Origin of the sequence: Pseudomonas sp. AAC (genome assembly GCF_000725445.1) — a bacterium.
Taxonomy (GTDB): domain Bacteria; phylum Pseudomonadota; class Gammaproteobacteria; order Pseudomonadales; family Pseudomonadaceae; genus Pseudomonas; species Pseudomonas citronellolis.
Genome location: NZ_KL647102.1, coordinates 131,750 through 156,699, shown reverse-complemented (window position 1 = coordinate 156,699; position 24,950 = coordinate 131,750). Strand labels below are relative to the sequence as shown.

22 protein-coding genes are annotated in these 24,950 nt (G+C 67.4%); 14 read left to right on the top strand and 8 right to left on the bottom strand.

The genetic code is table 11. The features are described from left to right. Nucleotides 1-293 precede the first annotated feature (293 nt). Entirely contained in the window at nucleotides 294-1,403 is a 1,110-nt protein-coding gene (locus tag FG99_RS28205) for an IS4 family transposase (RefSeq protein ID WP_051879329.1), read from the top strand. 185 nt (nucleotides 1,404-1,588) lie between these two features. Here FG99_RS28205 and deoC read toward each other — a convergent pair whose 3' ends face one another. Further along, nucleotides 1,589-2,347, bottom strand: coding sequence for a deoxyribose-phosphate aldolase (deoC, locus tag FG99_RS28200; protein ID WP_043273511.1), 759 nt, complete (start codon nucleotides 2,345-2,347; stop codon nucleotides 1,589-1,591). Nucleotides 2,348-2,431: 84 nt separating this feature from the next. Then, entirely contained in the window at nucleotides 2,432-3,907 is a 1,476-nt protein-coding gene (gene amn, locus FG99_RS28195) for an AMP nucleosidase (protein ID WP_009617376.1), read from the bottom strand. 166 nt (nucleotides 3,908-4,073) lie between these two features. Between amn and FG99_RS28190 the strand changes: the two genes are divergently transcribed. Next, nucleotides 4,074-4,340, top strand: coding sequence for a type II toxin-antitoxin system Phd/YefM family antitoxin (locus FG99_RS28190; RefSeq protein WP_009617373.1), 267 nt, complete (start codon nucleotides 4,074-4,076; stop codon nucleotides 4,338-4,340). Then, nucleotides 4,340-4,675 (top strand): type II toxin-antitoxin system RelE/ParE family toxin, encoded by a 336-nt coding sequence (locus tag FG99_RS28185; protein WP_009617370.1) that lies wholly within the window; start codon nucleotides 4,340-4,342, stop codon nucleotides 4,673-4,675. The genes FG99_RS28190 and FG99_RS28185 overlap by 1 nt, the downstream gene beginning before the upstream one ends. Before the next feature lie 32 nt (nucleotides 4,676-4,707). On the opposite strand, the gene FG99_RS28180 is transcribed toward FG99_RS28185, so the two are convergent. The 3 genes from FG99_RS28180 to FG99_RS28170 form a co-directional block, all read right to left on the bottom strand. Then, nucleotides 4,708-6,357, bottom strand: a complete 1,650-nt coding sequence (locus FG99_RS28180) for an acyl-CoA dehydrogenase family protein (RefSeq protein ID WP_043273509.1) — start codon at nucleotides 6,355-6,357, stop codon at nucleotides 4,708-4,710. Then, nucleotides 6,354-7,001 (bottom strand): TetR/AcrR family transcriptional regulator, encoded by a 648-nt coding sequence (locus tag FG99_RS28175; protein WP_043273507.1) that lies wholly within the window; start codon nucleotides 6,999-7,001, stop codon nucleotides 6,354-6,356. The genes FG99_RS28180 and FG99_RS28175 overlap by 4 nt, the downstream gene beginning before the upstream one ends. A gap of 130 nt (nucleotides 7,002-7,131) precedes the next feature. Further along, nucleotides 7,132-9,519, bottom strand: a complete 2,388-nt coding sequence (locus FG99_RS28170; RefSeq protein ID WP_043273505.1) for a hybrid sensor histidine kinase/response regulator — start codon at nucleotides 9,517-9,519, stop codon at nucleotides 7,132-7,134. 180 nt (nucleotides 9,520-9,699) lie between these two features. Between FG99_RS28170 and FG99_RS28165 the strand changes: the two genes are divergently transcribed. The 4 genes from FG99_RS28165 (at nucleotide 9,700) to FG99_RS28150 (ending at nucleotide 13,241) form a co-directional block, all read left to right on the top strand. Then, on the top strand, nucleotides 9,700-10,497 hold the full coding sequence (locus tag FG99_RS28165) for a hydroxymethylpyrimidine/phosphomethylpyrimidine kinase (protein WP_043273503.1): 798 nt from the start codon (nucleotides 9,700-9,702) through the stop codon (nucleotides 10,495-10,497). Nucleotides 10,498-10,516: 19 nt separating this feature from the next. Then, entirely contained in the window at nucleotides 10,517-11,140 is a 624-nt protein-coding gene (thiE, locus tag FG99_RS28160) for a thiamine phosphate synthase (RefSeq protein ID WP_009617352.1), read from the top strand. A gap of 56 nt (nucleotides 11,141-11,196) precedes the next feature. Then, a complete protein-coding gene (gene hemL, locus FG99_RS28155; RefSeq protein WP_043273501.1) occupies nucleotides 11,197-12,480 on the top strand; it encodes a glutamate-1-semialdehyde 2,1-aminomutase in 1,284 nt (427 codons plus the stop codon). Between the two features lie 215 nt (nucleotides 12,481-12,695). Next, nucleotides 12,696-13,241 carry a tetratricopeptide repeat protein gene (locus FG99_RS28150; protein ID WP_043273499.1) on the top strand — a complete coding sequence of 182 codons (546 nt, stop codon included), beginning with the start codon at nucleotides 12,696-12,698 and terminating at the stop codon, nucleotides 13,239-13,241. Nucleotides 13,242-13,326: 85 nt separating this feature from the next. On the opposite strand, the gene FG99_RS28145 is transcribed toward FG99_RS28150, so the two are convergent. After that, complete coding sequence (locus tag FG99_RS28145) at nucleotides 13,327-13,656, bottom strand: DUF1820 family protein (RefSeq protein ID WP_009617346.1); 330 nt, start codon at nucleotides 13,654-13,656, stop codon at nucleotides 13,327-13,329. Between the two features lie 104 nt (nucleotides 13,657-13,760). Between FG99_RS28145 and FG99_RS28140 the strand changes: the two genes are divergently transcribed. The 6 genes from FG99_RS28140 to lnt all read left to right on the top strand — a co-directional run bounded on the left by FG99_RS28140 (nucleotide 13,761) and on the right by lnt (nucleotide 20,712). Then, nucleotides 13,761-14,933, top strand: a complete 1,173-nt coding sequence (locus tag FG99_RS28140; protein WP_043270464.1) for an IS4 family transposase — start codon at nucleotides 13,761-13,763, stop codon at nucleotides 14,931-14,933. 162 nt (nucleotides 14,934-15,095) lie between these two features. After that, nucleotides 15,096-16,436 (top strand): tRNA (N6-isopentenyl adenosine(37)-C2)-methylthiotransferase MiaB, encoded by a 1,341-nt coding sequence (gene miaB, locus FG99_RS28135; protein ID WP_043273497.1) that lies wholly within the window; start codon nucleotides 15,096-15,098, stop codon nucleotides 16,434-16,436. A 90-nt stretch (nucleotides 16,437-16,526) separates the two neighbouring features. Then, nucleotides 16,527-17,543: a PhoH family protein gene (locus FG99_RS28130; RefSeq protein WP_043273496.1), complete on the top strand. Its 1,017-nt coding sequence runs from the start codon at nucleotides 16,527-16,529 to the stop codon at nucleotides 17,541-17,543. Then, complete coding sequence (ybeY, locus tag FG99_RS28125; RefSeq protein ID WP_009617340.1) at nucleotides 17,536-17,997, top strand: rRNA maturation RNase YbeY; 462 nt, start codon at nucleotides 17,536-17,538, stop codon at nucleotides 17,995-17,997. The genes FG99_RS28130 and ybeY overlap by 8 nt, the downstream gene beginning before the upstream one ends. 21 nt (nucleotides 17,998-18,018) lie before the next feature. Continuing rightward, on the top strand, nucleotides 18,019-18,858 hold the full coding sequence (locus FG99_RS28120; protein WP_009617338.1) for an HlyC/CorC family transporter: 840 nt from the start codon (nucleotides 18,019-18,021) through the stop codon (nucleotides 18,856-18,858). 321 nt (nucleotides 18,859-19,179) lie between these two features. Beyond that, nucleotides 19,180-20,712 (top strand): apolipoprotein N-acyltransferase, encoded by a 1,533-nt coding sequence (gene lnt / locus FG99_RS28115; protein ID WP_043273495.1) that lies wholly within the window; start codon nucleotides 19,180-19,182, stop codon nucleotides 20,710-20,712. Between the two features lie 100 nt (nucleotides 20,713-20,812). Here lnt and FG99_RS28110 read toward each other — a convergent pair whose 3' ends face one another. Together FG99_RS28110 and FG99_RS28105 are read right to left on the bottom strand one after the other, a co-directional pair. After that, nucleotides 20,813-21,574 (bottom strand): YdcF family protein, encoded by a 762-nt coding sequence (locus FG99_RS28110; protein ID WP_043273494.1) that lies wholly within the window; start codon nucleotides 21,572-21,574, stop codon nucleotides 20,813-20,815. Between the two features lie 50 nt (nucleotides 21,575-21,624). Continuing rightward, entirely contained in the window at nucleotides 21,625-22,053 is a 429-nt protein-coding gene (locus FG99_RS28105) for a hypothetical protein (RefSeq protein WP_009617334.1), read from the bottom strand. A gap of 237 nt (nucleotides 22,054-22,290) precedes the next feature. Between FG99_RS28105 and leuS the strand changes: the two genes are divergently transcribed. After that, the gene (leuS, locus tag FG99_RS28100; protein WP_043273492.1) at nucleotides 22,291-24,912 is read left to right on the top strand and encodes a leucine--tRNA ligase; all 2,622 of its coding nucleotides are present in this window, start codon (nucleotides 22,291-22,293) and stop codon (nucleotides 24,910-24,912) included. Nucleotides 24,913-24,950 lie beyond the last annotated feature (38 nt).

Below are 24,950 nucleotides of genomic sequence, written 5' to 3'. Positions count from 1 at the left end.
AGGCGCTATGCGAGGCATCTGGGAATGCTGAAGTGCCAGCGCACGCCGAACAGCTCCCTCTCCCGTCAGGGCGAGGGGGCTAGTCCGTGTCGGCGTGGAAGACGTGCCTCATGGAAATATCAGGCGCTATGCGAGGCATCAGGAAGTGCTGAAGTGCCAGTGCACGCCGAACGGCTCCCTCTCCCTTCCACTACTGTCCGGAATATTTTCGAGGGGGCGTCTGGAGGGCTTGCGGGGGCTGAAGGCACGGGTTAAACCGTTGAGCGCCAACTCAACCTCACAGCCCCCGCAAGATGTTCAGGATAAGCCGTTTTCACGATGTACTAAAAGCGCTGCCTCGCGGCGTCTTCGATCGACTGGTCGCCGACAAACACAGCAAGCGCTTTGGCAGTTGGGATCACCTAGTCGCCATGGTGTATGCCCAACTGGCCGGCGTGAGCAGCCTGCGGGCGCTTGAAACCAGCTTCAACAGCCATCCCCATCAGCACTATCACCTGGGGACGGGCCCGATCCGGCGTTCCACCCTGGCCGATGCCAACGAACGCCGTAATACCGAGGTCTTCGCCCAGGTTGCGCACTACCTGATGGCGGGCGTCTGCCGGCAGTTACGCCGTGACGGGAAGGAACTGCTGTACCTGCTGGACTCCACCACGATCACCCTCAAGGGCCCTGGCTTCGACGAATGGACGCTGTCCAATCGAACCCGCTCCCAGGGGCTGAAAGTCCATGTGCTGTATGCCGAGCAGGCGGCAGCACCGGTGCATTGCAGCTTCAGCGCAGCCAACGTCAACGACATCGACGAAGGCCGGACGCTGGGTATCGAGCCACAGGCCACCTACGTATTCGACAAGGGCTATTACGACTTCAACTGGTGGGCGAGCCTGGATGCCCAGAAGGCCCGCTTCGTCACACGATTCAAGTCCAATGTGCGGCTCAAGGTCCTGGCCCAGCGCGAGGTTCCCCAGCAAGACCGGGAAACGATCCTGCGAGACGAAGAGGTGAACTTCTCCAACCGCAACCCAGGTGGCCGACGGCGTAATCACTACACCCAGCCCCTGCGGCGGATCCTGGTGAACCGCCCAGGCGATGAGCCGCCTCTAAGCCTGGCGACCAACGACCTGAGCAGCCCGGCGGCAGAAATCGCCGAGCGCTACCGGGATCGCTGGCGGATCGAGCTGTTTTTCAAATGGATCAAGCAACACCTGAAGGTCAGGCGTTTCCTGGGCCGTAGCGAGAATGCCGTGCGCATCCAGATTCTCTGTGCGCTGATCAGCTACTTGCTGCTGAACCTTTACCAACGCAGGACGGGAACGCGGCAAAGCCTGTGGATGCTGATGGTGGCGGTACAGGCGACGCTGTTTCAGCGTCCTGGTCTGGAGGCCGAACGTTACCGACGACGGTAGGAGCGAATACGCGAGATCAACCTGCGTCAGGGGCAGCTGTTAATAGCATGAGGCGTGCCGGACAGCAGTGCTCTCCCTTCAGGGAGAGGGCTGGGGAGAGGGCTGGGGAGAGGGCTGGGGAGAGGGTGCTCTTTGGAGGCATCGCAGAGAGGCACCGTTCGCGAGCAAGCTCGCTCCTACAAAAGTCACGCCTCCATTTCGCGCAACAGCTCATCGAGCAACGCCGAAGCCCCGAAGCGCAGATGCTCGGATGTGATCCAATCATCCCCAAGCATCTCCTGCGCGATAGCCAGGTAGACCTCGGCATCGTCCAGGCTACGAATGCCACCAGCAGCCTTGAAGCCCACCTTGCCGCCCGACTCCACGATGCATTCCAGCATCACCCGCGCAGCCTCCGGCGTAGCATTCACGGCCACCTTGCCAGTGCTGGTCTTGAGAAAGTCGGCGCCACCAGCAATGGCCTCGCGACAAGCCGTACGAATCAACTCAGGCTCACCCAACTCGCCGCTTTCGACGATCACCTTGAGCCGATGGTAGGGCCCGCACAGCGCCTTGCAGGCCCGGATCAGCTCCACCGCGCCATCGGCCCGTCCAGCCTTGAGCGCCTGCCAGGGATAGACCAGGTCGATCTCGTCGGCGCCTTCGGCAAGGGTACGCCGCACCTCCTCCACCACCTCGGCCAAAGGCGCATCCCCGGCGGGAAAGTTGCACACACTGGCGACCTTCACCGCCCGCGCACCAAAGCCATTGAGCGTGCGCCGCGCCACATGCACGAAACGCGGGTAGACGCACACCGCGGCCACCTCGCCATAGGGCGTCAACGCCCGGCGGCAGAGCTGGACGATGCGCGGCATGTCGTCGTCGGCGTTCAGCGAGGTCAGGTCGAGCAGCGACAGTACCCGCGTGGCGCGTTCGGCGCGGGTCGGTTGCAGGGGTTCAGCCATGGCGTCCTCCGGTTGCGGCCTTTGCGCCATCCTGCCACGGGCCCTCCCCGCGCGGGCGGGAAAGGGCCGTGGCCATGCGCCGGATCAACGGAACGGCGGCTCGTCGAAACTGCGCAGCTTGCGCGAGTGCAGCGAGTTGAGCTGGGTGCGCAGCAGGTCGACGGCGGCGATGCCGATCGCCAGGTGCTGGCTCACCGCGCGCTGGTAGAAGGCGCTGGCGGCGCCGGGCAACTTGATCTCGCTGTGCAGCGGCTTGTCCGACACGCACAGCAGCGTGCCGTAGGGCACCCGCAGGCGGTAGCCCTGGGCGGCGATGGTGCCGCTCTCCATGTCCACCGCCACGGCCCGCGCCAGGTTGATCAGCGGACGCTCCTGGGCCCAGTGCAGCTCCCAGTTGCGGTCGTCGTAGGTCAGCACGGTGCCGGTGCGCAGGCGCCGCTTGAGTTGTTCGCCGCGTTCGCCGGTAACCAGCGCCGCGGCCTCCTGCAGCGCCACCTGCACCTCGGCCAGCGCCGGGATCGGGATGTGCGGCGGCAGCACCCGGTCGAGGATGCCGTCGCGGCGCATGTAGGCGTGGGCCAGCACGTAGTCGCCGATGGTCTGCGACTGCCGCAGGCCGCCGCAGTGGCCGATCATCAGCCAGCAGTGCGGGCGCAGCACGGCCAGGTGGTCGGTGATGTTCTTGGCGTTGGACGGGCCGACGCCGATGTTGATCAGGGTGACGCCGTCGCCGTCGCTGGCGATCAGGTGATAGGCCGGCATCTGGAAACGGTGCCACTCGACGCCGGCGATGATGGCGTTGGCCTCGCCCCGATCCATGTCGCGCTCGATCACCACGTTGCCCGGCAGCACCATGCGCACGAAGCGCGGGTCCTCGTGCAGGCGCTCCAGGCCCATGTGGATGAACTGATCGACGTAGCGGTGGTAGTTGGTCAGCAGGATCCACGGCTGCACGCAGCGCCAGTCGCTGCCGGTGTAGTGCACCAGGCGGCGCAGCGAGAAGTCGGTGCGCGCGGCGTCGAACAGCGCCAGCGGCATGGGGTCGGCGCCTTCCCACTGGTACAGGCCGTCGGCGATGCCGTCGGAAGTGGCCGACAGATCGGTGCTGGGGAACACCCGCGCCAGTTCGGCGGCGGTCACGCCCGAGCCGGCCAGCTCATCGCCCTGCTCCACCACGTAGGGATAGGGAATGTTCTGCTCGCTGGGGCCGACCTCGATGCGCACGGTGAAGTCTTCCATCAGCGGGCGCAACTGCTCCAGCAGGTATTTGCGGAAGGCCGCGGGGTGGGTGATGGTGACGGCATAGGTGCCGGGCGTCTGCACCTTGGCGTAGGCGCGGGTGGTCGAGGGCACCTCGCCCTGGCACAGGTAGGTCAGGCGAAGCTGCGGATAGCGGAACAGCGCGCGCTCCTCGGCGCCCGGCTGCTCGCGGGTCTTCAGGTAGCGCCGCAGAGCCTGGCTGAGCGCCCCGGTGGCGCGCTGGTGCAAGGCGGCAAGGCGGTCGACCGCTTCTTCTGCGGTATGGGCGACGACGAAAGCGTCGCCGAGCTCGGCATTCATGGTGGGCTTCCTGTCTGAGCGATCAGCTCCATCTTGCCTGCTTATTTGCAGGAAGGGGATGACTGAATCATGTCCTTGGTTCCCCATCCAGCCGGGAGGACTCCCACTGTGCGGGCAACCATTAAAAGACTATATTCAGTCCTTAACTCTTCCAGGTGCCGCCACCATGCGCTACTCCTCCCAGGTCAAACCCATCAGTTACCTCAAGGCCAATGCGGCAGAGGTGCTCAAGCAGCTCGGCGAGCAGCAGGAGCCGCTCATCATCACCCAGAACGGCGAAGCCAAGGCGGTGATTCAGGACGTCCGCAGCTATGAGGAAACCCAGGAGACCCTGGCCCTGCTGAAACTACTGGCACTGGGCAACCAGGAAATCGAGGAAGGCCGATTCGCTGCTCTGGACGAAGTGGCGAAACGCCTGCGCGGGGACGCCTGATGGGGGCAGAATCGCCCTATCGCGTGTTCATCACGCAGGGCGCCGAACGCGATTTGAAGTCCATCCACGACTACGTTGCCGAATTCGACGGGCCGCAACATGCGGTTCATGTCCTGAGCATGCTGCTGGAATGCATCGGCGAGCTGAGTCACTCACCGGAGCGCGGAAATTTCCCCAAGGAACTGCTGAGCCTGGGCATCCGCGAATACCGCCAGCTGTTCTTCAAGCCCTACCGCATCATCTATCGCCAGCGTGAACGGGACATTCACGTCTATCTGGTAGTGGACGGCCGCCGCGACCTGCAACACCTGCTGAGTCGGCGCCTGCTGGGCTAGGCCGGGAGCCTCGCGGCTCCCGGCCAGCGGCATCAGGCCAGATGCGGCGTCGCCCGCGCCACCAGCGCCTCGACGTCCGTGCCGCGCGGCAGGGTGCCGTAGACGCGGCCGCCGCCGCCCAGGCGGCTGCCGATGAAGGCGTCGGAGACGGTGGCGTTGCCGGCTTCCAGCAGCAGCTTGGCCTGCAGGGCCACGGCCACGTCCTCGGTGAGCTGGCGGGCGCGGAACTGGATGTCGGCGGTGTCGGCGAAGGAGGCCTTGAGGTTGCCGATGAAGGCTGCCAGGCGGGCGTCGCCGTGGCCGTCGCCGAGTTCGTGGAACAGCGCGTCGAGTACGCCCGGCTCCTTGGACAGGGCGCGCAGCACGTCCAGGCACTGGACGTTGCCCGAGCCTTCCCAGGTGGAGTTCACCGGGGCCTCGCGGTACAGGCGCGGGAGGATGGTGTCTTCGACGTAGCCGGCGCCACCCAGGCATTCGGCGGCTTCGTTGATCATCGCCGGGGCGCGTTTGCAGATCCAGTACTTGCCCACGGCGGTGACCAGGCGGGCGAACTTGTCTTCCTGCTCGTCGTGCAGGTGGTCCAGGGCGCGGCCCATGCGCATGGTCAGGGCCAGCGCGGCCTCGCTTTCCAGGGCCAGGTCGGCCAGCACGTTCTGCATCAGCGGCTGTTCGGCCAGCACCCGGCCGCCGACCTGGCGGTAGGCGCAGTGGTGCGCGGCCTGGGTCAGCGCCTGGCGCATCAGGGCGCTGGAGCCGACCATGCAGTCGAAGCGGGTCATGGCCACCATCTCGATGATGGTCGGCACGCCGCGGCCCTCCTCGCCCACCATCCAGGCCAGGGCGCCGCGGTACTCCACCTCGCTGGAGGCGTTGGACCAGTTGCCCAGCTTGTTCTTCAGGCGCTGCACGTAGAACTCGTTGCGCGTGCCGTCCGGGCGGTGGCGCGGCAGCAGGAAGCAGGTCAGGCCCTTGTCGGTGTAGGCCAGGGTGAGGAAGGCGTCGCACATCGGCGCCGAGCAGAACCACTTGTGCCCGACCAGCTCGTAGGCCTGGCCCGGGCCGGGGATGCCCACCGGGTAGGCGCGGGTGGTGTTGGCGCGCACGTCGGTGCCGCCCTGCTTCTCGGTCATGGCCATGCCGATGGTGGCGCCGGCCTTCTGCTCGATCGGCAGGTTGCGCGGGTCGTATTCGCTGGCGAGGATCTTCGGCAGCCATTTCTCGGCGATGTCCGGCTGCAGGCGGATCGCCGGGACGCTGGCGAAGGTCATGGTCAGCGGGCAGCCGGTGCCGGCCTCAGCCTGGCTGTGCAGGTAGCTCAGGCCGGCGCGGGCGACGTGGGCGCCGGCGCGCGGGTCGGTCCAGGGCATGGACGGGATGCCGTGCTCGATGGCCGTGCGCATCAGCTCGTGGTAGGCCGGGTGGAATTCCACCAGGTCGACGCGGTGGCCGTAGCGGTCGTGGCTCTTGAACACCGGCTTGTTCTCGTTGGCGAGGAAGCCGGCGGCCATCAGCGGCCCGCCGGCCAAAGCGCCGTAGGCTCCCAGGCGCTGCTCGGCCCAGCCGCCGTCGTAGCGGCGCACCCATTCCTGCAAGGGCAGGTCGATGCGGTAGAGGTTGGCGCCGTCCAGCGGCGGCACCTGGTTGGTCACTTCGTGGGTCTCGGCGTACTGGTGCAGGTTCATCGCTGTTCCTCCGGCTGGGGCGCGCCGACGGCGCGCAGGCAGAAATCGACGAGGGCCTGGCTGACTTGCTCCAGGCCAGGGCTGGGTTGCCCGGCATCGCGGGCGGCTCGGGCCGGCGGCGACAGCGGGCCGACCAGGGATTCGGCGATCGCCCCCACCAGGCAGGCGGCGATCAGCGGCGCGGGGCCGCAGTGGAAGTGGCCGCTGCGCACGCCCTCTTCCAGCAGTTCGATGAAGAGTTCGGCATAGGCCTCGCGGTAGAGCAGGCGCTGTTCGTCCACCTCGGGGTCGACCGGTTCGGCGATCAGCGCGAAGGCCAGGCGCCGGCTGTCCCAGGCGCGCCGGGCGAACTGGCGCAGGCCGCGGGCCAGGCACCCGGCCGGCCCGCCGGTGCCGCGCAGGACGACGGCCAGGGCGTCCACCTCGCGCTGGCTGGCGCGGGCGAAGACTTCGGCGGCCAGTTCGCCCTTGCCGCGGAAATGCCGGTACAGGCTGCCGGTGGCGATGCCCGCCTCTTCGGCCAGGCCCTGCATGGTCAGCGCCGCGAAGCCGCCCTCGGCGACCCGCGCCAGGGCCAGCTGGAGGATACGCTCGCGCAGTTCCACGTCCTTCTGCAGGCGGGCTTCGGTGAGACGGTAGACCATGCTCTGAATCCGGATTCATTGTTTCAAGCAGTGAATCACGGTTCAGGGCTTGGCCATAGGGGGAATTGCGCCAGCGGTGCGGGCGTTCCGGCCAGCGGAGCGCGCCGCGTGAAGCAACGGGCGCGGCGGATCAGGCGTGGCTGGGCAGCGCCGGCTGGCACAGCAGCCAGTCGTGCAGCAGGGTCTGCAGTTCCTCGAACTTCACCGGCTTGGCCAGGTAGTCGCTCATCCCCGCCGCCAGGCAGCGCTCGCGGTCGCCGCTGTGGCTGTGGGCGGTGATGGCCAGCACCGGCAGCTCGCCGCCCTGGGGCAGCGCGCGGATCGCCCGGCAGGTGGCGAAGCCGTCCATGATCGGCATCTGGCAGTCCAGCAGCACGGCATCGACGCCTTCGCGGCGCAGCAGGTCGATGGCTTCCGAGCCGTTGTCGGCGGTGCGCACCCGGTAGCCCAGCTTGAGCAGCATGCCGCGGATCACCAGTTGGTTGATGGCGTTGTCCTCCACCACCAGCACCGTGCACTGTTCCGGACGGCGCAGGGCCTGGCCGCCGGCGCGGCGTGGCGGCACGCTGAAGCTCTGCGCCGGCTGGCCGAGGTTCAGTTCGAGGACGAAACGGCTGCCGCGCCCGGGGCTGGAATGGTGCTGCAGTTGCCCGCCGAGCAGCTCGGTGAGCTGGCGGCACAGCGCCAGGCCGATGCCCAGGCCGCCGTACTCGCGGGTCAGCGAGCCGTCGAGTTGGTGGAAGCGCTGGTACAGCGCATCGTCGGCCGGCGTCTCGAAGCCGATGCCGGAGTCCTGCACCGTCACCCGCAGGGCGACGCCGTCGCTCTGCCGCTGGCCGTCCACGCGCAGGCTCACGCCGCCCTGATGGGTGAACTTGATGGCGTTGTCCAGCAGGTAGCCGAGGGTCTGGGCCAACTTGCCGGCGTCGCCTTCCAGGGTGTCGGGCAGGTTCTCGTCCAGCTGCAGGTCGAAGCGCAGGCCCTTGGCCTCGGCGCGCGGCGCGTACTGGGCGCGCAGGCTGTCGAACAGGCCGCGCAGGCTGAAGGGCTCGCGCCGCGGGTAGAGCTTGCCGGCCTGCAGTTCGATCAGCGCGAGGATGTCGTTGACCATGCGCATCATGTCGCGCGCCGAGCCGGTGGCGGTCTTCTGGTACTGCGCCAGCTCCACGTCCATGGGCACCGTCTGCATCAGCTCCAGCGAGCCGATCACCCCGCTCATGGGCGTGCGCAGCTCGTGGGTGACGGTGGCCAGGAACTCGTCCTTCAGGCGGTTGCTGTTGGCCAGTTCGAGGTTGAGCTGCTCCAGCTTGCGACTGGATTCCTGGAGGATGCGCGTGCGCTCTTCCTTCATGGCGTTGATGCGGTCGGCCAGGGCCAGGGACAGCAGGCCCACCTCCAGCGCCGAGCCGATCTGCCCGGAGTACATGGTGAAGAACACGTTGGGCAGGAAGCCCAGCACCATCAGAGTGTTGATGGTCCCGCCGAGGAGGAAGGCGGTCCAGGCGAAGATGAAGTAGCGCGCCACGCGCATGCCGCGCAGCCAGGCGAGGATGCCGGCGCTGAAGATCACCACCACGAAGGCCAGCGCCAGGTAGGTGGCCAGGCGCAGCGACAGCGCATAGCTGGCCGAGAACGCCAGCAGCATCACCAGCGCGCCCACGGCCATCAGCGCCAGCAGGGTGCGGTCGACCCACGGGCTGTGTTCGCGGGTGTGCAGGAAGCTGCGCGCGAACTGGCAGCCGAACAGGCTGGCGGAGCCGATCAGGAAGGGCGTGGCGGCGTTGGCCCACCAGGGGCTGTTGGGCCAGAAGTACTCGATGCCGGCGCCGTTGACCGAGACCTGGTAGAGGCCGAAGGAGGCGATGTAGAGGATGTAATAGAGGTAGCTGGTGTCGCGCACGCTGACGAAGATGAACAGGTTGTACACCAGCATCACCAGCAGCACGCCGTAGATGATGCCGAGCACGTAGACGTTGCCCGGCAGGTTCTCCATGTAGGCCTTGGGCGACCAGAGCGTCAGCGGCGCCTGGATCGAGCCCTGGCTCTCCAGGCGCAGGTAGACGCGCAGCGGCTTGCCGGGCGCGAGCTTGAGGTCGAACAGGTAGTTGGTCAGGCTGATCGGCCGGCTGGCGAACGGCAGGGTGTCGCCGGTGCGCTGGGCCAGCTGGTACTTGCCGTCGGCGCCGGGCAGGTAGAGGTCCAGGCGGTCCAGCGGCGGGTAGGCCAGTTCCAGCAGCCAGGGCGCCGGGTCCTGGGATTCCTGCGGGCGGTAGTCCAGGTCCAGGCGGATCCAGAACACCGAGCGCGAGTAGCCGGCGTTGAGCACGTCGCGGTCGTGGCGGCGGAAGCTGTCGGCCAGGGCCGCGGAGGTGATGTCGGCGATGTCGGCGGTGCCGCGCACGTCCTCGAAGACATCAATCGAGTGGCCCAGCGGCAGGCGGCTGGTGTGCTCGTCGAAGCTGACCGCGCCGGCCAGCGGCGAAAGAAGGAGAAGGAAGAGGATCAGCCAGCGCTGCATGCTACCCCGCAGTGCCCCTCCGGACGGCGCCCAGGGGCCCCATCCCCCGCGATCGGCGCGCCCTGTGGGCGTGATTTTCGAATCGGCCAACTTTAGCACGCCGGCATGACGATCAAGCAGCGCCGGGCCGGGGGTCGGGGCAAACGACGCCTGCCGGGTTTAGTGGTAAGCTCCCGCGCCATGAAAACGCCAACCTCCCGTCCCGTAGTGCTCTGCCTGTCCGGCCACGACCCCAGTGGCGGCGCCGGCCTGCAGGCCGACATCGAAGCCCTGATCGCCCAAGGCTGCCATGCGGCGCCCGCCGTCACCGCGCTGACCGTTCAGGACACCGTCAACGTTTCCGACTTCCGCGTGCTCGACCGCGAGTGGGTGCTGGCCCAGGCCAAAGCCGTGATCGCCGACCTGCCGGTGGCCGCGGTCAAGCTGGGCATGCTCGGCTCGGTGGAGATGGTCGACACCGTGGTCGAGATCATGCAGTCGCTGCCCGGCGTGCCGCTGGTCTGCGACCCGGTGCTGCGCGCCGGCGGCGGCGGCGCCCTGGGCAAGGACGAAGTCGGCTACGCGATCCGCGAGCGGCTGTTCCCGGTGGCCGCCATCGCCACGCCGAACCTGCCGGAGGCGCGCATCCTCGCCGAGCTGCCCGAAGGCAGCGCCGAGGAATGCGCCGAGAAGCTGCTGCCGTACATCCGCAACCTGCTGATCACCGGCGGCCACGGTGACGAGTCCGAGGTGCACAACCGCCTGTACGGCCGCGACGGCAGCCGGCACACCTTCACCTGCCAGCGCCTGCCGGGCAGCTACCACGGCTCCGGCTGCACCCTGGCCAGCGCCCTGTCCGGCCGCCTGGCCCTGGGCGAGGAGTTGGCCAGCGCCGTGCGCAGCGCCCTCGACTACACCTGGCGCACCCTGCGCGACGCCGAGGCTCCCGGCCACGGCCAGTACGTCCCGCGCCGGCTGCCGCTGGACTTCTGCTCCTGATTCACCTGCCGAGGCCTTCATGAAACTCCGCGGACTCTACGCCATCACCGATAGCAAGCTGCTCGCCGACGGCCGCCTGCTGCCCTACGTCGAGGCCGCGCTGCGCGGTGGCGCGCGCCTGCTGCAGTACCGCGACAAGTCCGCCGACGAGTCGCGCCGCCTGCGCGAGGCCGAGGCCCTGCGCGAACTCTGCGAGCGCCACGGCGCCACCCTGATCATCAACGACGACGCCGAGCTGGCCGCGCGCCTGGGCGTGAGCGTGCACCTGGGCCAGACCGACGGCTCCCTGGCCGCCGCCCGCGCCCTGCTGGGCCGCCAGGCGATCATCGGCGCCACCTGCCACGGCAGCCTGCAACTGGCCGACCAGGCCGTCGCCGAGGGCGCCGACTACGTGGCCTTCGGCCGCTTCTTCCAGTCGCTGACCAAGCCCGGCGCCTCCGAGGCCAGCCCCGAGCTGCTGGAACAGGCCCGCGCGCGCTTCGCCAACGTGCCGCTGGTGGCCATCGGCGGCGTGAGCCTGGACAACGCCCCCGAGCTGATCGGCCGCGGCGCCGACCTGCTGGCGGTGATCAACGCGCTCTTCGCCGCCGACACCCCGGCCGAAGTGGAGCGCCGCGCCCGCGCCTTCGCCGCGCTGTTCTAACCCTTTCCCGCGGCGCCGCTGCGCGCCGCTTTCACGGATCCCAACGAGAGGTCGCCATGTCCCGTTCCGAACTCCTCTTCGCCAACGCCCAGAAGCACATCCCCGGCGGCGTCAACTCGCCGGTGCGCGCCTTCAAGAGCGTCGGCGGCACCCCGCTGTTCTTCAAGCACGCGGAAGGCGCCTACGTGGTGGACGAAGACGACAAGCGCTACGTCGACTACGTCGGCTCCTGGGGCCCGATGATCCTCGGCCACGCCCACCCGGAAGTGCTCGACGCGGTGCGCCGCCAGCTGGAACACGGCCTGTCCTACGGCGCACCGACTGCGCTGGAAGTGGAAATGGCCGACCTGGTCTGCTCGCTGGTGCCGTCCATGGACATGGTGCGCATGGTCAGCTCCGGCACCGAGGCGACCATGAGCGCCATCCGCCTGGCCCGCGGCTACACCGGCCGCGACGACATCATCAAGTTCGAGGGTTGCTACCACGGCCACTCCGACAGCCTGCTGGTGAAGGCCGGCTCCGGCGCCCTGACCTTCGGCGTGCCGAACTCCCCGGGCGTGCCGGCGGACTTCGCCAAGCACACCCTGACGCTGCCGTTCAACGACCTGGAAGCGGTGGACAAGGCCCTGGACGAGTGCGGCCAGAACGTCGCCTGCATCATCGTCGAGCCGGTGGCCGGCAACATGAACTGCGTGCCGCCCGCCCCGGGCTTCCTCCAGGGCCTGCGCAAGGCCTGCGACAAGCACGGCGTGGTGCTGATCTTCGACGAGGTGATGACCGGCTTCCGCGTCCATCTCGGCAGCGCCCAGGCGCTGTACGGCGTGACCCCGGACCTGTCGACCTTCGGCAAGATCATCGGCGGCGGCATGCCGGTGGGCGCCTTCGGCGGCAAGCGCGAGATCATGCAGCAGATTTCCCCGCTGGGCCCGGTCTACCAGGCCGGCACCCTGTCGGGCAACCCGCTGGCCATGGCCGCCGGCCTGACCACCCTGAAGCTGATCAGCCGCCCGGGCTTCCACGACGAGCTGACCGACTACACCAGCCGCATGCTGCAGGGCCTGCAGGAGCGCGCCGATGCCGCCGGCATCCCGTTCGTCACCACCCAGGCCGGCGCCATGTTCGGCCTGTACTTCAGCGGCGCGGACGACATCGTCACCTTCGCCGACGTAATGGCCAGCGACGCCGAGCGCTTCAAGCGCTTCTTCCACCTGATGCTGGACGGCGGCGTGTACCTGGCGCCCAGCGCCTACGAGGCCGGCTTCACCTCCATCGCCCACGGCGACACCGAGCTGAAGCTGACCCTCGACGCCGCCGAGCGCGCCTTCGCCGCCCTCAAGTGAGCCCCTCCGGCCGCGGCGCTCGCCGCGGCCAATTTTCCGTCGTTACGCTTTCCCGGCGAGCCCTACGCCGGTTTCTTGGCCATTCGGACGGAAACCGCGAAAAACACCGTAAAGACTTTGTAAGGAAGCGTCGGCTTATTTCATAATGTGCAGGCCGGCACGTTTTCGCCGGCCGGGCATTGTGCCCGCCCCGTTGCCGGAGGCCGTTTCTCCCCATGTACCGTTCTGGTCGCGCCCTGCTGCTGGGCAGCCTGTTGTTCATCTCGCCCCTGTTCGCGCAGGCGGGAGGCAACTCGCTGCTGGTTCCGGCGACCGGCCGTTGCAGCCTGAACACGGTGCCCGAGCAACTGCAGCAGGCCCTGGCCAGCTGCCAGCAGATCGCCAATGGCGGCGACGCCCAGGCGCAGTTCGAACTGGGCGAGTACTACTACACCGGCGAACGCGCCCCGCGCGACTTCCCCGCCGCCCTGCGCTGGTACGAAAAAGCCTCGCTGCAGGGCCACGCCCAGGCCCAGTGGCGCCTGGGGACCATGTTCTTCCGCGGCGAAGGGGTCAAGGCCAACAACATCCAGGCCTACATAGTGCTGAAGATGGCCGCGGTGAACGGCGCCGAAGACGCCATGGACAGCGCCGACCTGGTCGCCGAGCAGATGAGCAAGGACGAACTGGACATCGCCAGCAAGGTGCTGGGGCAGATCTTCCGCAACTACCTGATCGAACTGCAGACCGCGGGCAATACGCCGTTTTCGCCGTTGCCCTAAAAAAAGAAGCTGGAAGCTGGAAGCTGGAAGCTGGAAGCTGGAAGCTGGAAGCATGCAGCCACTTCCAGCTCATGGCTTCAAGCTTCTAGCTCTTATCCGGCATCGGCATCGGAAACGGCATCACGTTGCCGCCGCCCTTGGCTTCGCTGATCTTCGGCGTGCCCAGGCGCTCGACTTCGTCGATGCGGATGATCGCGTGCAGCGGCACGAAGCTGCGGATAACGCCCTCGAACTGGGCCTTGAGCTTCTCTTCGCTGGGGTCCACGACCACCTGGGTGCGCTCGCCGAAGACGAACTCCTCGATTTCCAGGAAGCCCCACAGATCGCTCTGGTAGATCTGCTTGGCGTACATCTCGAACACCTGGCCCTGGTTGAGGAAGACGACTTTGTAGATCGGGTTCTCGCGCTTGTTCACACTACTGTCCGGAATATTTTCGAGGGGGCGTCTGGAGGGCTTGCGGGGGCTGAAGGCACGGGTTAAACCGTTGAGCGCCAACTCAACCTCACAGCCCCCGCAAGATGTTCAGGATAAGCCGTTTTCACGATGTACTAAAAGCGCTGCCTCGCGGCGTCTTCGATCGACTGGTCGCCGAACACGGCGCCGACAAGCACAGCAAGCGCTTTGGCAGCTGGGATCACCTGGTCGCCATGGTGTATGCCCAACTGGCCGGCGTGAGCAGCCTGCGGGCGCTTGAAACCAGCTTCAACAGCCATCCCCATCAGCACTATCACCTGGGGACGGGCCCGATCCGGCGTTCCACCCTGGCCGATGCCAACGAACGCCGTAATACCGAGGTCTTCGCCCAGGTTGCGCACTACCTGATGGCGGGCGTCTGCCGGCAGTTACGCCGTGACGGGAAGGAACTGCTGTACCTGCTGGACTCCACCACGATCACCCTCAAGGGCCCTGGCTTCGACGAATGGACGCTGTCCAATCGAACCCGCTCCCAGGGGCTGAAAGTCCATGTGCTGTATGCCGAGCAGGCGGCAGCACCGGTGCATTGCAGCTTCAGCGCAGCCAACGTCAACGACATCGACGAAGGCCGGACGCTGGGTATCGAGCCACAGGCCACCTACGTATTCGACAAGGGCTATTACGACTTCAACTGGTGGGCGAGCCTGGATGCCCAGAAGGCCCGCTTCGTCACACGATTCAAGTCCAATGTGCGGCTCAAGGTCCTGGCCCAGCGCGAGGTTCCCCAGCAAGACCGGGAAACGATCCTGCGAGACGAAGAGGTGAACTTCTCCAACCGCAACCCAGGTGGCCGACGGCGTAATCACTACACCCAGCCCCTGCGGCGGATCCTGGTGAACCGCCCAGGCGATGAGCCGCCTCTAAGCCTGGCGACCAACGACCTGAGCAGCCCGGCGGCAGAAATCGCCGAGCGCTACCGGGATCGCTGGCGGATCGAGCTGTTTTTCAAATGGATCAAGCAACACCTGAAGGTCAGGCGTTTCCTGGGCCGTAGCGAGAATGCCGTGCGCATCCAGATTCTCTGTGCGCTGATCAGCTACTTGCTGCTGAACCTTTACCAACGCAGGACGGGAACGCGGCAAAGCCTGTGGATGCTGATGGTGGCGGTACAGGCGACGCTGTTTCAGCGTCCTGGTCTGGAGGCCGAACGTTACCGACGACGGCAGGAGCGAATACGCGAGATCAACCTGCGTCAGGGGCAGCTGTTAATAGCATGAGGCGTGCCGGACAGCAGTGCGCTTGTTCATGAACGACGGGTGACAGTTCTGCGAAAAGGAGGGCGCGAATCATAGCACAGCCGCCTGGCGCGCAACCCTAGGAACGGGCCCGGCGCGCCACTATAATGCCCGGTCATTTTGGATTTCCCCGACGAAACGCGCATGGCCAAGAAGCTTTTCATCCAGACCCACGGCTGCCAGATGAACGAGTACGACAGCTCGCGCATGGCCGACCTGCTGGGCGAGGAACATGCCCTGGAGCTGACCGCGAAGGCCGAAGAAGCCGACGTGATCCTCCTCAATACCTGCTCGATCCGCGAAAAGGCCCAGGAGAAGGTGTTCTCCGAACTGGGCGCCTGGCGGGCCCTGAAGCAGCGCAAGCCGGAGCTGGTGATCGGCGTCGGCGGCTGCGTGGCCAGCCAGGAAGGCGCCGCCATCCGCGAGCGCGCGCCGTTCGTCGACGTGGTGTTCGGCCCGCAGACACTGCACCGCCTGCCGGAAATGATCGACGCCGCGCGCACCACCCGCAAACCGCAGGTGGACGTGTCCTTCCCGGAGATCGAGAAGTTCGACCGCCTGCCCGAACCGCGGGTTGACGGCCCCACCGCTTTCGTCTCGGTGATGGAAGGCTGCAGCAAGTACTGCAGCTTCTGCGTGGTGCCCTACACCCGCGGCGAGGAAGTCAGCCGACCGTTCGACGACGTGCTCGCCGAGGTCATCCACCTGGCCGAGAACGGCGTCAGGGAAGTCACCCTGCTGGGGCAGAACGTCAACGGCTTCCGCGGCGCCACCCATGACGGGCGCATCGCCGACTTCGCCGAACTGCTGCGGGTGGTCGCCGAGGTCGACGGCATCGAGCGCATCCGCTACACCACCTCGCACCCGCTGGAGTTCAGCGACGCGCTGATCGCCGCCCACGCCGAACTGCCGCAGCTGGTGCCCTTCGTCCACCTGCCGGTGCAGTCCGGCTCGGACCGCGTGCTGGCCGCCATGAAGCGCAACCACACCGCGCTGGAATACAAGTCGCGCATCCGCAAGCTCAAGGCCGCGGTGCCGGACATCTGCATCAGTTCGGACTTCATCGTCGGCTTCCCCGGCGAGACCGACAAGGACTTCGAACAGACCATGAAGCTGGTGGAAGAAGTCGGTTTCGACTACTCCTTCGTCTTCATCTACAGCCAGCGCCCGGGCACCCCGGCGTCGGACCTGGCGGACGACACCCCGGAAGAAGTGAAGAAGCAGCGCCTGATGATTCTCAACACGCGCCTGCAGCAGCAGGGCTTCGAGATCAGCCGACGCATGGTCGGCAGCATCCAGCGCATCCTCGTCACCGACTATTCCAAGCGCGACCCGGGCCAGCTGCAGGGCCGCACGGCGAACAACCGCGTGGTCAACTTCGCCTGCGACAATCCGCGCCTGATCGGCCAGTTCGCCGAAGTGGAGATCTACGAGGCCCTGCCCAACTCGCTGCGCGGCCGCCTCATCGAGCCCACCCGTCACTGAAGTGCATCCCGGCGCCCGACTTTCCCACAGGGGCCGCCGGGGTTATTCTTCGGTCATCCCTAATTTCCCAACGGTCATACCGACAGCACCTTGAACGCCCCCCTGGATCTTCATCGCTTCACCCTGGAACCCTTCGACGCGCGCAGCTTCGCCAATCTCTGCGGGCAGTTCGACGAGCACCTGCACCAGATCGAGAAACGCCTGGACATCGAGATCCGCAACCGCGGCAACCAGTTCGAACTGGTTGGCGAGGCCGCGCGCACCCAGGCCGCCGAGCACCTGCTGCAGCGCCTGTACCGCGAGGCGCAGAGCGGCACCGAGCTGACCCCGGACATGGTCCACCTGTTCCTCCAGGAATCCGGCCTGGAAGACCTGGCCAGCTCCGGCGAGGCGCCCAGCATCACGCTGAAGACGCGCAAGGCGCACATCCGCCCGCGCGGCGCCAACCAGCAGCGCTACGTCAAGGCCATCCTCGACCACGACATCAACTTCGGCATCGGCCCGGCCGGCACCGGCAAGACCTACCTGGCGGTGGCCTGCGCGGTGGACGCCCTGGAGCGCGAGCAGATCCGCCGCATCCTGCTGGTGCGCCCGGCGGTGGAGGCCGGCGAGAAGCTCGGCTTCCTGCCCGGCGACCTGTCGCAGAAGATCGACCCCTACCTGCGCCCGCTGTACGACGCCCTGTACGAGATGCTCGGCTTCGAGACCGTGGCCAAGCTGATCGAGCGCCAGGTGATCGAGGTCGCGCCGCTGGCCTACATGCGCGGGCGCACGCTGAACAACAGCTTCATCATCCTCGACGAAAGCCAGAACACCACCATCGAGCAGATGAAGATGTTCCTCACCCGCATCGGCTTCGGCTCCACCGCGGTGATCACCGGCGACGCCACCCAGGTCGACCTGCCGCGCGGCACCCGCTCGGGCCTCAAGCACGTGATGGAAGTGCTGCGCGACGTGCCGGGCATCAGCTTCACCCACTTCAAGCCCAAGGACGTGGTGCGCCACCCGCTGGTGCAACGCATAGTCGAGGCCTACGAGCGCTTCGAGGCACGCCAGCCGCTGCGCCAGGACGGCGAGCGCGCCCCCGGGGAAACCCGCGATGCTTGAACTCGACCTGCAGGTCGCCAGCCAAGCCGCCGACCTGCCCGCCGAGGCGCAGCTGCGCCAGTGGTGCGAACTGGCCCTGCGCCAGCGCCAGGCCGACTCCGAGCTGACCATCCGCCTGGTGGACGAGGCCGAGGGCCGCGAGCTGAACCGCACCTGGCGGCACAAGGACTACGCCACCAACGTGCTGTCCTTCCCCGCCGACGTACCCGACGAGCTGCTGGACATCCCGCTGCTGGGCGACCTGGTGATCTGCGTGCCGGTGGTCGAGCGCGAAGCCGCCGAACAGGGCAAGGCGCCGGCGGCGCACTGGGCCCACCTGGTGATCCACGGTTGCCTGCACCTTTTGGGCTACGACCATATCGAAGACGCCGAGGCCGAGGAAATGGAGGCCCTGGAACGGCAATTGCTGGCCGAACTGGGCTACCCCGACCCGTACGCGGCGGATGAAGAATAAAAGCCAACGAGCAAAGGAAAGATGAGCGAAGACCGATCGAGCAACGGGCATAAGTCCTGGCTGGACAAGATCACCCAGGCTTTTGCCCATGAGCCGAGAAACCGCCAGGAGCTCCTCGAGCTGCTGCGCGACGCCCACGACAACAAGCTGCTGGACAGCGAGGCGCTGTCCATCGTCGAGGGCGCCATCCAGGTCGCCGACCTGCAGGTGCGCGACATCATGGTGCCGCGTTCGCAGATGATCAGCATCAAGGCCAGCCAGAGCCCGCGCGAGTTCCTCCCGGCGATCATCGAGGCGGCGCACTCGCGCTACCCGGTGGTGGGCGAGAGCCTCGACGACGTGATGGGCGTGCTGCTGGCCAAGGACCTGCTGCCGCTGATCCTCCACGACGACAGCCACGCCTTCAACATCAAGGACCTGCTGCGCCCGGCCACCTTCGTGCCCGAGTCCAAGCGCCTGAACGTGCTGCTGCGCGAGTTCCGCGCCAACCACAACCACATGGCCATCGTCATCGACGAGTACGGCGGCGTGGCGGGCCTGGTGACCATCGAGGACGTGCTGGAGCAGATCGTCGGCGACATCGAGGACGAGCACGACGTCGAGGAAGACAGCTACATCAAGCCGCTGCCCAGCGGCGACTTCATCGTCAAGGCGCTGACCCCGGTGGAAGCCTTCAACGATTTCTTCGGCGCGGAATTCTCCGACGAGGAATTCGACACCGTCGGCGGCCTGGTGATGAGCGCCTTCGGCCACCTGCCCAAGCGCAACGAGACCACCGAACTGGGCGGCTTCCGCTTCCGCGTGCTCAACGCCGACAGCCGCCGCCTGCACCTGCTGCGTCTGACGCCGCTGCGCGACTGAGGCGGGCCTGCTCCTCTGTAGGAGCGCGCCCTGCGCGCGAATCACGGGCAGGGCCCGCTCCTACAGTTCCAGGGAAGCACCATCGTAGGATGGGTTGAGCCTTGCGATACCCATCACCGCAACCGCATGGGTTTCGCAAGGCTCAACCCATCCTACGAAGAGCGCCTCCCGCCGCGGACAAGCTCCGCGCCTACGGGCCGTTCAGACATCCTGCAACACAGCGTCGCAGACGCCTCGCGGCTTTTCGCCCTCGTCCCCATAGCCGACCGTTCGTCTCTCCATTACTCTTGCGCATCGCCAAATCGCTTCCAAGGAATACCGATGCGCTGGATCACCCGTCCCGGCTGGCCGGGCCACCTGCTGGCCCTTGCCGCCGGCGCCATCACCCCGCTGGCCCTGGCCCCCTACGGCATCTGGCCGCTGGCGCTGCTCTCCGTCGCCCTGTTCTACCTCGGGCTGCGTGGCGTCACCCCGGGCTCGGCGCTGTGGCGCGGCTGGTGGTACGGCTTCGGCGCCTTCCTCGCCGGCACCGGCTGGATCTATTACAGCATCCACGACTTCGGCGGCGCCTCGCCGGCCCTGGCCGGTTTCCTGGTGGTCGGCTTCAGCGCCGGGGTGGCGTTCTTCTTCGGCCTGCCGGCCTGGGCCTGGGCGCGCCTGCTGCGGCGCAACAACGCACCGGTCAGCGACTCCCTGGCCTTCGCCGCGCTGTGGCTGGGCCTGGAGGTGTTCCGCAGCTGGTTCCTCACCGGCTTCCCCTGGCTGTTCACCGGCTACAGCCAGCTGCAGGGCCCGCTGGCCGGCCTGGCGCCGATCGGCGGCGTGTGGCTGATCTCCTTCAGCATCGCCCTGTGCGCCGCGCTGCTGATCAACCTGCCGCAGCTGACCTTCCGCCCGGCGCAACTGGTCGTCGGCCTGGTCCTGCTGCTGGCACCGTGGATCGCCGGCCTCGTCCTCAAGGGCCACGCCTGGACCGCCCCCGCCGGCGAGCCGCTGACCGTCGCCGCCATCCAGGGCAACGTCGCCCAGGACATGAAGTGGGACCCCAAGCACGTCACCGCGCAACTGGAGCTGTACCGCGACCTCAGCGCCGAGCAGCACGACGTCGACCTGATCGTCCTGCCGGAAACCGCCGTGCCGCTGCTCAAGGACCAGGCCGGCGGCTACCTGGCCATGCTCGACGAAATGGCCAGGCAGAAGCGTGCCGCTCTCATCACCGGCGTGCCCATGCGCCAGCGCGACGCCGACGGCGTGCACTACTACAACGGCATCACCGTGGTCGGCGACGGCAGCGGCGACTACCTCAAGCAGAAGCTGGTGCCCTTCGGCGAATACGTGCCGCTGCAGGACCTGCTGCGCGGCCTGATCACCTTCTTCGACCTGCCCATGTCCGACTTCGCCCGCGGCCCGGCCGACCAGGCGCTGCTCAAGGCCAAGGGCTACGCCGTCGCGCCGTACATCTGCTACGAAGTGGTCTACCCGGAATTCGCCGCCGGCCTCGCGGCGCAGAGCCAGCTGCTGCTGACCATCAGCAACGACGCCTGGTTCGGCACCTCCATCGGCCCGCTGCAACACCTGCAGATGGCGCAGATGCGCGCCCTGGAAGCCGGACGCTGGATGGTCCGCGGCACCAACAACGGCGTCACCGCGCTGATCGACCCGCAGGGCCGCATCGCCCACGAGATCCCGCAGTTCCAGCAGGGCGTGCTGCGCGGCGAGGTCACCCCGATGCAGGGCCTGACGCCCTACCTGAAATGGCGCCTGTGGCCGCTGGGCACCCTGGCGGTGGTCCTGGCGCTCTGGGCCGTGGTGCGCCGCCAGACCGCGCCCGAGCAGCGCCGGATGTTCGGCTGAGTGTAGGAGCGGATTCATCCGCGATAGCCAGCCACGCGCCATTCCCATGTAGGAGCGCGCCCTGCGCGCGAATCGCGGACAAGGTCCGCGATGCATTCCCTCAGCGATAGAACAACCGGTACCCCAGCAACCCCAGCGCCTCGTTGAGCAACTGGTTGCTCTGCCAGAACGCCTTGGCCTCCGGCAGCCAGCCGCCGAACGGGCGGGCGTTGTCCACGCCGATGAAGCCCATCGGCGCCGGCACCACCTCCAGGCCGTTGGCCTCGAAACTCCAGAGCGCACGCGGCATGTGCTGCGCCTGGGTGACCAGCACCACGCGGCGCACGCCGGCCTGGCGGAGAATTTCCGCGCTCATGGCGGCGTTCTCCCAGGTGGTGCGGCTGCGCCCTTCCTGCCAGCGCACGCTCACGCCATAGTCGTCCGCCAGGCTGGTGGCCATGATCTGCGCCTCGCTGGGCGGCGTGCCGTAGTGCAGGCCGCCGGAAGTCAGGATCGGCAAGCCGCTGGCCTTGGCCAGGCGCGCGGCGTAGCGCAGCCGCTCGCGGGCCATGAGCCCGGGCTGGTCGTCGCCCCAGGCCGGGTCGCCGCGCTCGCGGCCCGCGCCGAGGATGACGATGGCCTCGGCGCGCTGCGCCAGCCCCGCCCACTCCGAACGCGTCAGGGCCGGCTGGCGCTCCAGCAGGCGCGCGCCCCACTCCACCGTCAGCGGCAGGCTGAGCAGCCAGAAGCCGGCGAACCCGGCGACGAAGCAGGCCAACGCCAGCCTCGGCCGGCGGCGGCGCAGGACGAAGCCCAGCAACAGGAGAATGAGCAGGATGCCCGGCGGCATCAGGATCTGCTTGATGAGATAGCGCAGCGGCATCGGCGGCTCCTTTCATGGAGCGCCACAGCCTAGCGGATGAACGCGCGGAATCAACGCCCGCGGGAGCCGCGGAACAACTGCGAACCACAGGAAGCGCAGGGCATCACCCCGTGCTGGCGGTTGTACACCACCGGCGTGCCGCACAGCGCGCAGAGCAATTGCAGGTGGCGGTGGGACGGACGCGTCTTGCCGGCGCTGCCGCCCAGGCGCGCCCGCGTGGAACGGGCGGGAGCGTGCTCGATCAGCGCCAGTTCCTCGGCGGCGGCGTGCCAGCCGCGCAGCCAGTTGACATCCTGGTCGAGGTAGGCGCGGATCAACTGCATCTCGGCGCTGCTCAGGCCGCGCAACTCCAATTCCTCGGGATGCTCATCGCGCAGGCGTTCCGCGGTCTCGGCCTCGTCCAGGGCCAGTTCAAGTCGATGCAACAACCGCTCATAAAGACCGGGACCCGACAAACTTGCACGATGCAGCTCAGCCATCAGTCACCTCAAGCAGGCGGAAACCTCCCGCCCTCAGGCCAAGCTTAGCGCCCCGGCCCCCGGGCCACCGAGCGCGCGACAAACGGCGCGGGCTACCGGCTCGGGGAGGGCTCATGTATGCTACGAGGCTTTATGCAGCCCCTTGCCGACCGGCCGCCGCGGTGCCCCGGCAAGACGGGAGCGCCCGCTCCGCTCCCACGGCCGCGCCGTCTATTCCGTACAGGTCCAAGTCGCGCCATGCACGAGCAATACCAGCCTCTCGAGATCGAATCCCAGGCCCAGAAGTACTGGAACGAACACAACTCCTTCCGCGTCGAGGAAGTCCCCGGCAAGGAGAAGTTCTACTGCCTGTCGATGTTCCCGTATCCGAGCGGCAAGCTGCACATGGGCCACGTGCGCAACTACACCATCGGCGACGTGATCAGCCGCTACCAGCGCATGCAGGGCAAGAACGTCCTGCAGCCGATGGGCTGGGACGCCTTCGGCATGCCGGCGGAAAACGCCGCGATGAAGAACAACGTCGCCCCCGCCGCCTGGACCTACGACAACATCGCCTACATGAAGGCCCAGCTCAACAGCCTGGGCCTGGCCATCGACTGGTCGCGCGAAGTCACTACCTGCAAGCCGGACTACTACCGCTGGGAGCAGTGGCTGTTCACCCGCCTGTTCGAGAAGGGCGTGATCTACCGCAAGAACGGCACCGTCAACTGGGACCCGGTGGACCAGACCGTGCTGGCCAACGAGCAGGTCATCGACGGCCGCGGCTGGCGCTCGGGCGCGCTGATCGAGAAGCGCGAAATCCCGATGTACTACTTCAAGATCACCGCCTACGCCGAAGAACTGCTGGAAAGCCTCGACCACCTGCCGGGCTGGCCCGAGCAGGTCAAGACCATGCAGCGCAACTGGATCGGCAAGTCCCGCGGCATGGAGATCGCCTTCCCCTACGACCAGGCCTCCATCGGCGAGACCGGCCAGCTGAAGGTCTTCACCACCCGTCCGGACACCCTGATGGGCGCCACCTACGTGGCCGTGGCAGCCGAGCACCCGCTGGCGACCCTGGCCGCCCAGCGCGAGCCGGCCCTGCAGGCGTTCATCGACGAGTGCAAGCGCGGCGGCGTCGCCGAGGCGGACATCGCCACCCAGGAGAAGAAGGGCGTCGCCACTTCCCTGTTCGTCGAGCACCCGCTGACCGGCGAGAAACTGCCGCTGTGGATCGCCAACTACGTGCTGATGACCTACGGCGAAGGCGCGGTGATGGCCGTGCCGGCCCATGACGAACGCGACTTCGAGTTCGCCAACAAATATCAGCTGCCGATCCGGCAGGTGATCACCCTGGCCGCCGGCGACGACGGCTACGACGCCAGCACCTGGCAGGAGTGGTACGGCGCCAAGGACGACAGCGTCCGCACCGTCAACTCCGGCAAGTACGACGGCCTCGGCTACCAGGCCGCCTTCGACGCCATCGGCGCCGACCTGGCCGCCAAGGGCCTGGGCCAGGCGCGCACCCAGTTCCGCCTGCGCGACTGGGGCATCAGCCGCCAGCGCTACTGGGGCTGCCCGATCCCGATCATCCACTGCGAGGCCTGCGGCGACGTGCCGGTGCCGGCCGAGCAGCTGCCGGTGGTGCTGCCGGAGAACGTAGTGCCGGACGGCGCCGGTTCGCCCCTGGCCAAGATGCCCGAGTTCTACGAGTGCAGCTGCCCGAAATGCGGCCAGCCGGCCAAGCGCGAAACCGACACCATGGACACCTTCGTCGAATCGTCCTGGTACTTCGCCCGCTACGCCTGCCCGCAGTTCGAAGACGGCATGCTGGACAAGAAGGCCGCCAACTACTGGCTGCCGGTGGACCAGTACATCGGCGGCATCGAGCACGCCATCCTGCACCTGCTGTACGCGCGCTTCTTCCACAAGCTGATGCGCGACGAGGGCCTGATCGACTCCGACGAGCCGTTCAAGGACCTGCTGACCCAGGGCATGGTGGTCGCCGAGACCTACTACCGCACCACCGCCAACGGCGGCAAGGACTGGTTCAACCCGGCCGACGTGGAAGTCGAGCGTGACGCCAAGGCCAAGGTCACAGGCGCGCGCCTGAAGACCGACGGCCTGCCGGTGGAGATCGGCGGCACCGAGAAGATGTCCAAGTCGAAGAACAACGGCGTGGACCCGCAGGCCATGATCGACGCCTACGGCGCCGATACCTGCCGCCTGTTCATGATGTTCGCCTCGCCGCCGGACATGAGCCTGGAGTGGTCCGACTCCGGCGTCGAGGGCGCGAGCCGCTTCCTGCGCCGCGTCTGGCGCCTGGCCCAGGCCCACGTCAACGCCGGCTTCGCCGCCGCCGTGGCGCAGGACACGCTGGACGACGCGCAGAAGGAAATCCGTCGCGCCATCCACCTGGCCATCAAGCAGGCCAGCCAGGATATCGGCCAGAACCACAAGTTCAACACCGCCATCGCCGCGGTGATGACGCTGATGAACGTGCTGGAGAAGGTCCCGCAGGAAGGCGCCGGCAACCGCGCCCTGCTGCAGGAAGGCCTGGAGACCGTTGCCCTGCTGCTGGCGCCGATCACCCCGCACATCTGCCACGTGCTCTGGCACGAGCTGGGCCACACCGGCGCGGTGATCGACGCGCCCTGGCCGCAGGTCGACGAGAGCGCGCTGGTGCAGGACACCCTGCAACTGGTGGTGCAGGTCAACGGCAAGCTGCGCGGGCACATCGAAGTGCCGGCCGAGGCCAGCCGAGAGGACGTCGAGGCCACCGCCCGCGCCAACGAGAACGTGCTGCGCTTCACCGACGGCCTGACCATCCGCAAGGTGATCGTGGTCCCCGGCAAGCTGGTCAACATCGTCGCCAACTGATGGCATTCGCCCGCGGCGCTTGCCGCGGGCAACCCGGA